This window comes from Collinsella aerofaciens, from assembly GCF_001405375.1.
In the GTDB taxonomy this organism is placed as follows: domain Bacteria; phylum Actinomycetota; class Coriobacteriia; order Coriobacteriales; family Coriobacteriaceae; genus Collinsella; species Collinsella aerofaciens_F.
The window spans coordinates 1-10,877 of record NZ_CYYP01000024.1; the positions used below are offsets into that span (position 1 = coordinate 1).

General features: G+C 53.7%; 12 protein-coding genes. 4 read left to right on the top strand and 8 right to left on the bottom strand.

Annotated elements, in window-relative coordinates; all coding sequences use genetic code 11:
* Positions 1-90 precede the first annotated feature (90 nt).
* The 7 genes from ARB25_RS10075 to ARB25_RS09355 all read right to left on the bottom strand — a co-directional run bounded on the left by ARB25_RS10075 (position 91) and on the right by ARB25_RS09355 (position 5,739).
* Positions 91-417 (bottom strand): hypothetical protein, encoded by a 327-nt coding sequence (locus ARB25_RS10075; RefSeq protein ID WP_156327730.1) that lies wholly within the window; start codon positions 415-417, stop codon positions 91-93.
* Between the two features lie 13 nt (positions 418-430).
* Positions 431-1,090: a DUF5028 domain-containing protein gene (locus ARB25_RS09330; RefSeq protein ID WP_156327731.1), complete on the bottom strand. Its 660-nt coding sequence runs from the start codon at positions 1,088-1,090 to the stop codon at positions 431-433.
* A 5-nt stretch (positions 1,091-1,095) separates the two neighbouring features.
* A complete protein-coding gene (locus ARB25_RS09335; protein WP_055287585.1) occupies positions 1,096-1,740 on the bottom strand; it encodes an ATP-binding cassette domain-containing protein in 645 nt (214 codons plus the stop codon).
* Positions 1,737-2,534 (bottom strand): DUF2705 family protein, encoded by a 798-nt coding sequence (locus ARB25_RS09340; protein ID WP_156327732.1) that lies wholly within the window; start codon positions 2,532-2,534, stop codon positions 1,737-1,739. The genes ARB25_RS09335 and ARB25_RS09340 overlap by 4 nt, the downstream gene beginning before the upstream one ends.
* Positions 2,535-2,572: 38 nt before the next feature.
* Positions 2,573-3,427 carry a hypothetical protein gene (locus tag ARB25_RS09345; RefSeq protein WP_055287589.1) on the bottom strand — a complete coding sequence of 285 codons (855 nt, stop codon included), beginning with the start codon at positions 3,425-3,427 and terminating at the stop codon, positions 2,573-2,575.
* Positions 3,428-3,533: 106 nt separating this feature from the next.
* Entirely contained in the window at positions 3,534-4,046 is a 513-nt protein-coding gene (locus tag ARB25_RS10080; protein WP_156327733.1) for a DUF2712 domain-containing protein, read from the bottom strand.
* A gap of 109 nt (positions 4,047-4,155) precedes the next feature.
* Entirely contained in the window at positions 4,156-5,739 is a 1,584-nt protein-coding gene (locus ARB25_RS09355; protein ID WP_055287593.1) for a LuxR C-terminal-related transcriptional regulator, read from the bottom strand.
* Positions 5,740-6,553: 814 nt separating this feature from the next.
* Here ARB25_RS09355 and ARB25_RS09360 point away from each other — a divergent pair.
* The 4 genes from ARB25_RS09360 to ARB25_RS09375 all read left to right on the top strand — a co-directional run bounded on the left by ARB25_RS09360 (position 6,554) and on the right by ARB25_RS09375 (position 9,037).
* Positions 6,554-6,847, top strand: coding sequence for a type II toxin-antitoxin system RelE family toxin (locus ARB25_RS09360; RefSeq protein ID WP_253276086.1), 294 nt, complete (start codon positions 6,554-6,556; stop codon positions 6,845-6,847).
* A gap of 238 nt (positions 6,848-7,085) precedes the next feature.
* The gene (locus ARB25_RS09365) at positions 7,086-7,364 is read left to right on the top strand and encodes a hypothetical protein (protein WP_055287595.1); all 279 of its coding nucleotides are present in this window, start codon (positions 7,086-7,088) and stop codon (positions 7,362-7,364) included.
* A gap of 589 nt (positions 7,365-7,953) precedes the next feature.
* Positions 7,954-8,607, top strand: coding sequence for a hypothetical protein (locus ARB25_RS09370; protein WP_156327734.1), 654 nt, complete (start codon positions 7,954-7,956; stop codon positions 8,605-8,607).
* 1 nt (position 8,608) lies between these two features.
* Entirely contained in the window at positions 8,609-9,037 is a 429-nt protein-coding gene (locus ARB25_RS09375) for a hypothetical protein (RefSeq protein WP_055287599.1), read from the top strand.
* Positions 9,038-9,531: 494 nt separating this feature from the next.
* Here ARB25_RS09375 and ARB25_RS09380 read toward each other — a convergent pair whose 3' ends face one another.
* Positions 9,532-10,182, bottom strand: coding sequence for a plasmid mobilization protein (locus tag ARB25_RS09380; RefSeq protein WP_055287600.1), 651 nt, complete (start codon positions 10,180-10,182; stop codon positions 9,532-9,534).
* Positions 10,183-10,877 lie beyond the last annotated feature (695 nt).

Consider the following 10,877-nt stretch of genomic DNA (forward strand, 5'->3'; position numbering starts at 1 on the left):
CGAGGCGGCATAGGATATCAACCGTATTCCAGATTCCAGGACGCCGGGCCGACTCACTTCGGATCGGGCGCTACACCAACTTTCTCGACATTACCAGGCATCATCGGGACTGTGCATCACGGCAACAAGATCTCCGTTGTGCGCATCAACAACTGCATGTCGAAATCCCATCGTCTGACACATCATCCGGTTGCGCTGCCGCTCGATCTCGATCGCATCCAGCAGGAGGTGGCCATCTGTATGGCCATGAAGGGCGAGCTCCATATTCTTCGGGTGACAGTCGTTAATCGCGATATGGATCAGCTCGCGCAGATTGTTTTTGTACCTGTAAGAAGAAGAGCAAGAAGAAGCACTAGGGCCGAGCGCCACTGCGAAGGGAATCTCATCCCGCTTCAGCGTAGGATGAGGCTCCCCCAACAGGACCTTCGAGTTACTTCACTTCAAACCTTAAGAGCCTTCGCTCCGGCAGATCGGTCATCTTCATCGTGTAAGTCCCGGGAAATGCTTTCTCAAAACGAACAGTCTCGTAACCTTCGAAATAGTCATTGGTGTTTTGCATCATGAATGGGACGAGCAACTCGTTCTCCGCCCCAACCTGTACAGCAAACGCAGCAGAACCGCCCAGGGCCGGCATTGCCTGCGTTATCAGATCGGTATTGACCACAAAGTCATAGTTTGGCGCGTGCTCCGGTACCAAATGCCAAGCATACGTCTTGATTCCGCCTTCGACATTGTCCTTATTCCTGACACGCATCTTTACGGCGATAACACATGTGGTGTCGGCGTCCTTCAATTTCGTTTTCGTATCCACGATGCCATATTTTGAATAATCATCATGCGCACGCTTGAGATACTCGCGCGGCGTGAGCAGCTCCGCCCCGTCTATACAAAACGAATACCCGTCAGTCGCCACATCCTTCGACCCCAGAAACGCCCCATCCATCGAGAGCCATTCGCCCTCCGCATAGTATTTCTCAGGAATGACCGTCCGGTTCCCGTTAACGACGCTCACCCTCATGCCTGCAAGGCCAGTAACAGCACAGCCGAAAAGCGCGAGCGCCGACCTTCTCGTCCACAGGGCCTTCCTCATCGCGCTCACGACCTTTCCCGAACGTTCACAACGGCACCGTCGCGCATGCAGTAAACTCTATCGGCAAGCTCCGCGAGCACCTCTCCGTCATGGCTGGACAGAATAACCTCGCGACCCGTTGAGGCCGCCATCGCCACAACGCGCTTGAGCATTCCAACGCCCGCTTCGTCGAGGGCATTCGTTGGCTCATCGAGAACAAGCAGCTTCGGCTTTTCCATAATTGCCGCAGCTATCCCCAGACGTTGCTTCATCCCAAGCGAGTATGCTCGGAACTTCTTTTTTTCGTCTGCATCGAGTCCCACGAGCCGCAGGGCAGAGTGAATGTCCTCGGGGGTGGCAACGCCCTTGATCTGGGCGATGAGCTCCAGATTATCGTAGCCAGACAGATATCCCAAAAAGGAAGGCGCCTCGATCAACATCCCCAGACTCGGCGGGAACGAGATGTCCGCCCCAAGCCTTTGTCCGTCGATAGAGATTTCGCCTTCGGTAGGCTTGATCAATCCGCAGACCGCTCGCATGAGCATGGTCTTGCCCGAACCGTTTATCCCCTGAAGCCCGACCACGGTCCCAGGGTCAACCTCGATGGACACGTTGCGCAGGACATCGTTTTTGCCCATGCGCTTCGATACGTCCCTAACGATCACGCTCATATCTTGTCCCCCTTTTCTATAAGGTCGGCCCTTCGAAACCACAGTCCACCCAACGATAGGCATAACGACATAATCACAATTGAAAACAAGACGCTCGAGCCCGTCGCGATTCCCTCTTTGACAATTCCGCCCCAGCGCAACAGCATCAGGGCATTTCCCAGCAGCACCCAATGCCGCGCAAATGCCGAACAGATCAGGGAGCTCATTAAAACCACAAACGAGACCGACGACCCAAGCACAAACCCGACCGCTGCCTGCGCAAACGCAAGCGCCTCGAAAGCAAGAAAGAGACCTGTGAAAAACGGCAGCGCATCCGCCTCGGCAGCTTTGAGAAACCACGGCGCCAAATTAGCCAGCTGAAGCGACTCGCCATGGACGACCGCGCTGAACGAGGAGCTCACCACCAAGCTCCAAATCACAACAGAGCAAACCACCACGAGCAGCGAAAATGCCGTTACCGCCGCCACCAAGATAAAACGCGAGACCCACCAAAGGATTCTTGCCCGACATCGAACAAGCGCTTGCAAACCAAACCCGTGCAACGATTCGACCGGATAATCGAGTGTTGTATAGAGAATAAGCAGAATGAGAAAAAGCCATCCTAGCGGAGGCACAAACATGACCCCGGGCCTAGGCTCAAACGGAGCAGATCCGGCAAACACGAGCGCAAGATTATCCGCAAACCCCAAGGTATCCGTCCTGACCCCATACATAGAAGACAATCCGTAGGCGTATACCAAGTTCGCAACGGTCACTGCCGCGATCGCAATATAAGTAATGATGTTCTTCTTCAAAACGGTCCTCAGGTCCGCGGCGACCAGCCTAAACAGCATCAGACCACCTCGCGCCTTTTTAAGAATCTCGCGGAAACCAAAGAAAAGACGAGCAACAAAGTGATTTCCGCAAACCCCGCTCGAATGTCGGGCCAGTTATTTAGCGATTCCGACCTGATGCTGTTAAGAATGTTGCAGTTAAAGCCAACGCATGAAAGGACGCTAAAAATCCAATCGTTAACAAAGTGCCATGCAACCATAATCAGATATGGAACGACCATCGCCTTGATTCTGCCGCGAAACACAACCGACAGACCGGTCACGGCCATGGATAGAACCCCCAGCGTCACCGCATCGAACAGCGTATAAACCAGCACGTATAACAGAGGCCGGGAATAAAACAGGCCAGAAAAATAGCTATGCAGATAGAGCCCAACATAAATCGATTCATCGACCCGGGGGAGATACGCGGGAAACAGCATGGAGACAATCAGAAAGTTCACGAGTAGCGGAATAGCCGTGACCGCAAACGCAGAGAGGAAAGCAGACAGCATCTTCACGTTCACGTACGCATTTCTAGAAACACGCGTGCAGATCTGTGCCTCGTAACCGCTCAAACGCTCGGACAGGCATGACCACGACCCGGCCAACATGGCAAGCAACGGCAGCGCATAGAAAAACACCGACGCTAACAACGGCGCGTTCGCGCCCACAACAATCCAGTTACCAAAGCTACTTTCACGCGTTTGGCCGAGGTATGTCTGAGACTGCAGACCAATGCCGTAGCCAAAAGATAGCAGCTGCTTGCGCTCAATCTCGAGCGTCCACCATGCCTCAATGGCAGCCGCCATCGAAATTGCAGTTGCAACCATAAGGGTCAACGCAAATATAGGATTGCCAAATATCTTGGACAACTCGTGTCGTAATAGATTTCCATTCAAGCAACATCACCCTCCCATTGGCCGGGCCGAGCAACAACGCTCGACCCGGCCCTAATCACAACAAGAAGCTGCGGATTGGCTAGGAGGGAAGTTTGTTAAAATGGCCCAAGCAATCGGGGCTCCACCTTCCATAGACCGTGCCGTATCCGGACTCGGCCCAGGCAGTCAGACGAGCATGGCTGCGCCCATTCTCGCGAACGAGGTTATACATCTCCCATTCGCCCGCGTGGTTGGCGCGATACACGCCTTGCGTGCAATTCATAGTGCCCGTTCCTCTATTGTCATAGGCGCCGTCCACGTACAAACGTAACGGCCTTCCTGAATAGCCTTGGATCAAAGTGTAAACTGAAGATGAATCTTCTTTCTGGCGATAGCCGGTTGCGCTCGTGCCAGAACATTGAAAAGCGAAATTTCTATCTTCGTTGTTCTTGCATGTGGCAATTCCGGCATCCGCGCTCTGCGAAATGCTAGAAACCTGGGAAGTGTCAAACTCATCTTGAGCAAATGATGCGGCAGGTGCGCCCATCGACAAACCCGCAACAATCGCCAACCCGACTCCGATTCGGGCAATAATGCTCCTTGGCTTAATCATGGCCTTCTCCAATCAAAAGCGGTTAACAATGCGTCGACGCACGGCAACTTTTGCATGAATGGAGAAAGATGTCTGTAAACACCCGCTATTGAGTTGATTGCTCAGGCGTTTACACGTTATCTACCTGCGATAACAATGAAATAAGCTCCGCTTTATTCTTGATCCTCAACTGGCGGTAAGATGCAGACCGCAGTGCTTGCACCGTAGATGCAGCGTAACCGACATCCTCCGCAATAGCCTTTGTCGTTGCGCCCTCTGCCGTCATCAGCAAGATTTGCGACTGAACATCAGAAAGGGAGCGAGACATAAGCAGGGCCAGCTGGCGCACGCGGGCTGTTTCGGTGGACCCGTTCGCGCGGTACCCCAAGACGGCCTTCTCGTCCTCAACCGAGCGGGCGAGCGCGATGTGCGTGACGAACATGGGCGCAGACCAGCAGACGACCACCGTTGCCACGACGACATTGACAGCCGAACTATGCCCCAACAACGACGCGAGGAACAACGGCTTGAAAACCGTCAGATCCTGCACCATGTTGAGCAAGACAACCCAAACAGGAGCCATCGCCCCAAAGCAGAGCATCCATACCCCAAGCATTTTGCGCTGCGGACAGCTTCGCAGCACTATATACGTGAGCAGCATCCCCGTCAGTACCGCAAGTCCATGAATTCGCCCCCTAGTTGCTGCATAGATTAAAGCGAATACACCTATTAACGCCAACGGCACGATAGCCCGAGTATGGGCATGAACCTTAAACGGGCGCAGCTTAACAGCGAGCGAAGCCATAGACGCTATGCCGCAAAACAGGACCGGTGCAGCCATCAACGGATCGCGTATGCACCTCCATGCCGCGATATAGACAAAAGCCCATTCCACGGCAGACAGTATCGCCCACACGCACGGGCTTCCGAGCCCAATCGCTTCGCCTGCCCTATCCAGATCAGCGTCATGATTTGTCTTTACAACCGCGCAATACGGCGAAAGAAACAGTCCGAGGCCCAATGTATAGCTTGCAAGAGAAAAGGCGACTGCCCGCGTAACGCTGGATTCCCAATCGCTATTCGCCATTACCAAGGGACCTGCCGCAAGGAAAATAAAAAAAGATGTGGGCAGATATCGAAGCAGCCGGTGCGTCCGAGCTAATGCCAACATATCGCCGGCATGCCGCTGCGACAGCTCAGACTCTACAGCTTCGCCCCCACCCGCAAACAGCGCCACCAGCTCACGCGAGCCCGCAACCGACGCCTTCCCGTATGCTCGGTGAAGCGTGGTCCGCACCGTCGATGGCTTCGTATCCGTCTCCCTGGCAATTTCCGCCGGCGTTTTCCCTTTGAGCAACAATCGAACAAACTGCTCTTCTCGAGGCGACAGAGAGGGAGAAAACGCTCCCGCATCGAATGGGTCGGACGTGCGGGGGATATCCGAATCGTTGTTCCGCTTCTTCCTGAGCAACGTACATACGAAGGCGGCAATAGCGGACCCTATCGTCAGCGACGCAATGATTGCGGCATCGTTTGCGAAGTATGCCACCTCAACAGCGGGAACAAGGCCAATGGGAACTGCTACGAGCACAGAACGGGCGAACACGTCGCTCTCTCCCCGACCAAAGGCGCGGGGAGAGCAAAGCGGCGGGACCGCAGCCAATACGAGATAGACCAGAGGAATTAAAAGCATAAGGCCAATTGATGCGGCCATTACAGAGGGCATCCCCCATGGCTCGGGAACGACTCTCCATGAAACTCGACAGCAAAACAGCAGGCAAGACAGGACAACTATTGTTTCTGCAAAAAGCGCGCTCTGCGGTCGGCGGGTCCCCCTTTCGCCGTCCCGCGCTGCCCCCTGTATCAAAGGAGAGCCCGCCGTATTCCAAATTACATATGAGAGGAGCAGCGACCCAGTGAAGCACAAGGTACACGAAACGCCATGCAACAGCCAGATTGGTGCAAACGCGATTGGAATAGAATCTCCGCGAGCATAGAAGGCCAAGTCGACCCATTCGGGAACCACCGCAATAGCAGCAAGGAAAGCACCGAAGACGCCAAGGCGACCCGGCCGTCTTATTTCTCTCCCCTTGCGGAGCGCAACACCATGACCAAACGCCGCGAGGCATGCGCCAAGGATAACGAGCCAGGTCATTGCACCTGATGCCAAGCCGATCGAAGATGAAAACCGGTGATAAGGGGTAACCGCCATTACGACAAGCGCAATGGTAAAAGCAGATGTGGCAGAGCAGCGGGAAAAGAGCATATGACCTCCATAGAGCGGCATTATACAGCTCGGTTTGTTCATCCCTCTTCGCTCCCACACCGGCCAGCATCAACGATTCACGCATACTCCAATCAGAACCAGATAACGGTCCAATTTTTCCGCAGTCCCCGCTCCAAAGCGGGATGCGGTTTCCTTTTGAGCGCCGGTTCGGAAAATGCATCCCGTTTTAGTCCGAAAACTGGGACGCGCGGACAGGAGCTATGCAAAGATAGCGGCTGTTGGCCTTGCGATCGGTCTTGCAATGGCGCTGTGCGCATCATTCGCGAAGTATAGGTCCGAGCAATCGTTTATCGATGGCGCTGAAAACGGTTTTGGCATAGACGTAATCCTGTCCTGGGTTCAGGAGCACCTTGACGGATGCGAGGACCCGCGGCGCGCACCGAATGGAAAACAGCTTCAGGGCACCGATTCCGGTTGGCGTTGGCGCGTTGGTGCCTACCGTATCCTGGCAAGGATCGAGGACGGGAAAGCCGTCATCGAGGTCGTAAGGGTCGGCCACCGCCAGGGTGTCTACAAGAACATGCCGCGGCTATGAGCACCCCAAAGTGCCGCCACGCAGGTCAAGGCCGAAGAAACGACCTCACCAGATGCGTTTTAAGGCGCCTGAAAGCAGATGCCCCTAACGGGTATCCAGGCATTCCTTTTCTGGGCTGTATTTGCGATTACATCAAGCCGTCTACCTGCGGCTTCGTGGAGTTTGCCGCCGCCCGAAAAAATCGTGTCTGCGCGGTGCGATACAGTGGGATAAACGCCCCGCGAGGAAAGGAACAGCCATGAGCGACACACAGGAAATCGTTCAACGACTCGAACGCGAGATGGCGGACCGAGCTGCCGCAGTTGAGAAGGTTGATGCTTTTAAGAACCAGCTCGCACAGGCCATCAAGGCCTTCATGGCCGCCGACGAGGCAGTTCGCGGCCTCAACGACCATGACAGCGAAATCGACACCCAAATTGCAGCTGCCATTGACGAGCACCTTCGAGCAATCGACAGACTGTGCCGCTTCGGCATCGACGGTGGATTCGGCGAGGAGCATCCCGTTAAGGAGTACTAGACCGCTGCATGGCCATGGAAGTAAAGTAAAAGAGGGTCGGACCAGAAGCAGTTCCCGGACAATTGGCGTCCGGCCAGACACTTCGGTTCGACCCTTTCTTTCAGGATTCTGTAACAGAAAAGCCCCTGCTAGAGGTGATTTTTCGTGAGTGGATATTATGACAGCTGATTGAACTGCAACGCGCCAGGGCCACTAGGGCGAGGCAAACTAGCGAGGCGTGTCGCCGCGAGTGTAATCGCCGCGATCGACGACGCGGTCGTCCAGCTGCCTCGACACGGCGCCACCGCTGTGCGTCTGGCCCACGGCGAGACAGAAGGAGACACTGTTGGGGCCGATGGGCTAAGACCGTTGCTGACCAAGTGCCATTAGCGGCCATTGGCACATGTCGAGCCAGACTGATTCTGTTGGTATAGGGTGGCATTTCACTGAGGTCGGAAACTCCCGCAGCCATTGATTAATTTCGATATGTCCGAAATTAATATTACATACATGGGTAACAAGCATATATAGGAGCGCTCAAGTAACCGAAGTAACCGAGCCGGGGCAAAAATTGGCAAGAAGGACCCCGGTGAGAAGTTTGGAGGCGAAGATGAGTACAACGAAAAACCTGTTTATTACTCGCAGGTCAATCCTGACGGCAGCCGCATTGGGCGGACTGTCACTGATCACCCCAAATGGTGCATTTGCTGATGGTTACAATTCTGAAACCGTAGAATTCCTAGCATTCCCGGATCTGAGTGAATCTGATGTCGAGGCAATTGTGCGTCAACGTGCAGAGCAAGAAGCAGCCCTTATCATAGAAGAGGCGATGTCATCTGATGATATTGAGCTCTATGCGACACGCGGACGCCCAAGCTACAGCACCGTATACGGGAGCGTGCAAACGAAAGCCAGCGGATGGCACGACGTTGCTGGGCAGCCCTCGGGAGGCGTTCACATCGACGGGGGCGGTTATATACACGTCCAGCCGTCTGGCGGCGGTTCGGTGAGCGTATCGGTACCGCTCCCGAATGGCGTCGGAAGCATAGGTGTATCGATACCGCTGGCAAAGCGCAATATGTCGGCGACTGGGTACTCCATTAAGATCGACGGCGCTGGCTTTTGGAAAGCGACGGCGAACGTTGAACACAAGGTTCAGCCGTTTGTTGTTTATGAGACCGTCAATGGCGTCAAGAAGGTGTACAAAAAAGCAGCGACGAATAACTTCTTCCGTCTTTCCTTAGGCAAGCGAAAAGTAGGATGACATGATAGGCAAGAGCTACGTAAAGATTGTAATTGTTGGCCTTGCAATCGGTCTTGCAATGGCACTATGCGCATCATTCGCGACGTATAGGGCCGAGCAATCGTTTATTGATGGCGCTGAAAACGGTTTTGGCATAGACGGGATGTATGTCAACGATGGCGCGACCAGGCCGTCTATGGCGATTCTTGCAGGCGAAGATATGGAATGGCAAATCTGTTATGACGATGGCTCTTGTATGAGTGGTCGTTTGGCCGCAACGAGCGATCCGAATTCGTTTGGTCTTCTCGACAATGATGGAGCGGATTGCGGTTCTGTTCACCTGTCATATGCATCGCGAGACGGGATGGACGGCATTCTCTACGTCTCCCACGAGACTGGCGATTTCAAGATGCGCAGAACTAACCGCGTGCCGGCTTTTATCGAGGAGTGAGAGTTCCCTGCGGCCTGCCGGTCAGGCCGCAGGGGTATCGAACCCCGCATTCATCCGTACACACACGGATGAATGCGGGAAGTGCCCGGATGAAGTTGATAATCAAGGAAACAAAGCCGTCCTGCCTGGGACGGCTTTGGTCTATAAAGGCCAGTTTTTACCCTAGCCAAAAATGGCCAGAATGGTCACCAGAGGAAGAGCGACGATCATAAGACGGAACTCGGACATAGCGACCACCTCCCCGAAAACTCGGGCAGGGCTTCAGCACGGCGGCGCGCTGAAGCGATCCTAGCAGAGTCGTCAATCGCCACCGGTCAGCTCGTACCCCGCCTCGCACCAGGGCAGGGCCAAGCTAGCGAGGCGGGGTACGAGCTGGCTGCTTTCTGTTTAATGGCTGTCAACCTCTTCTGCCATCTCCTTTCGATTTTACTCAGTAGTTATAGCTAAACGAGTAATTGCACTCAGTTGCAAAACTGATCCAGCTGCGTTCCGACTTAAAGATTTCTGTTGTCTGGTTCATCTGCCAGATAATCATGTGGAACATAGTCAACGTGATAGCGCTTTTCAAGTTGCTCGATAAACCGATCGACCTTTCGAGCATTTTGGTAAACCTTTTCAAGTGTGCGGAAAACAGCTTTCTCGTTGTACGCGGGAAGCCCCTGGGCATTCACGAAGTACATCAGCTGATTGAGGTTCGTTCCTTCCTTCAATAACTCATGATGGAGTTTTTCAACTTCCGCAATGTCAAAATTGAATGATTCGATCTTTCCGTAAATTGCGCTACGGCGAACCAGTTCGCTTACAGAAATGCCAAGAGCCTCCGCACGCTGCTCGATCGCCTTTTTTTCTGAAGCGGTAAGCATCACATGAAACGAAACGTCGCGTTTCTCGGCGTTCTCGGCGATGGCTTCACCGCACTCGCCAGATTTTTTTGGAGCGTGCTTGCGCTTGCAGTTGTGCAGCGCTTTATTTTTCTCGTGCTCGATTTTCTTTCCAGTCTCAAGTTCATCGAGAGAAATCGAACGGCTAATCAAAACGGAGCGGATTAGTTCAGCTTCCGTGCAACCAGCTTCGTCACAGAGGCGCTGAAGAATTTCTTTTTCTTCAGCGCTCAACGTCGCTTCGACTTTCTCACTTCGCCTCATTTTTATCCCTTCAGTTTCGGAGTGGCCTCCGAAACAAGATTTGGAAAAGTCCGCCGAATTTTTCTCGGAGGCGAAACCGCTTCGCGTACAAAGCGGAACTCAGCTTTGCCTGTTTTCTTTTCCCGTAGGAGGGAAAAGCAAGATCGTAAATGGCCATAGTTCATGTTTACATGTAATTATGGCCATTTACGTACATCTTGCAATCTCCGGAACGGCGATTGGGCGAAACGCAGTGTAGACGTGGAATGAGAGGCCTCATTCCAAGCGAGAGGCCTCGCGGCGTTGTAACTGCGTGAAGACCGTGAGCGGAAGCGAATTTTTAACGCGAAGGATGTTGAGTGTTAGAAATTCGCTGTAGCGAGAGCGGAGCGGAAATGCGAATGCGAGGGATGCCGAGTGTTTGCATTTTTGCGAAGCGGGTTTGCGGCGTCTTCGACGCAAACATTCGACTTCGTCGAATCGTTTTCATGGCGTTAGCGAAAAAGTTGAGACAGCTTTCGACAATTTCAATGGCGCGGAGAGTCATTAGCGTGACTCGCAACGCAGTTGGATTTGTCGAAAGCTGACGCGGCTCGCATTACGAATCGAATGGCGAGTTGAGGTAATGTCGAGAAAGTTGGTGTAGCGCCCGATCCGAAGTGAGTCGGCCCGGCGTCCTGGAATCTGGAATACGGTTGATATCCTATGCCGCCTCG

What these genes read in the sequence shown, in the direction of transcription:
- ARB25_RS09330 (WP_156327731.1), bottom strand. Translation starts at nt 1,090, where the DNA reads ATGAGGAAGGCCCTGTGGACGAGAAGGTCGGCGCTCGCGCTTTTCGGC.
- ARB25_RS09335 (WP_055287585.1), bottom strand. Translation starts at nt 1,740, where the DNA reads ATGAGCGTGATCGTTAGGGACGTATCGAAGCGCATGGGCAAAAACGAT.
- ARB25_RS10080 (WP_156327733.1), bottom strand. Translation starts at nt 4,046, where the DNA reads ATGATTAAGCCAAGGAGCATTATTGCCCGAATCGGAGTCGGGTTGGCG.
- ARB25_RS09355 (WP_055287593.1), bottom strand. Translation starts at nt 5,739, where the DNA reads ATGGCCGCATCAATTGGCCTTATGCTTTTAATTCCTCTGGTCTATCTC.
- ARB25_RS09360 (WP_253276086.1), top strand. Translation starts at nt 6,554, where the DNA reads ATGGCGCTGTGCGCATCATTCGCGAAGTATAGGTCCGAGCAATCGTTT.
- ARB25_RS09365 (WP_055287595.1), top strand. Translation starts at nt 7,086, where the DNA reads ATGAGCGACACACAGGAAATCGTTCAACGACTCGAACGCGAGATGGCG.
- ARB25_RS09370 (WP_156327734.1), top strand. Translation starts at nt 7,954, where the DNA reads ATGAGTACAACGAAAAACCTGTTTATTACTCGCAGGTCAATCCTGACG.
- ARB25_RS09375 (WP_055287599.1), top strand. Translation starts at nt 8,609, where the DNA reads ATGATAGGCAAGAGCTACGTAAAGATTGTAATTGTTGGCCTTGCAATC.
- ARB25_RS09380 (WP_055287600.1), bottom strand. Translation starts at nt 10,182, where the DNA reads ATGAGGCGAAGTGAGAAAGTCGAAGCGACGTTGAGCGCTGAAGAAAAA.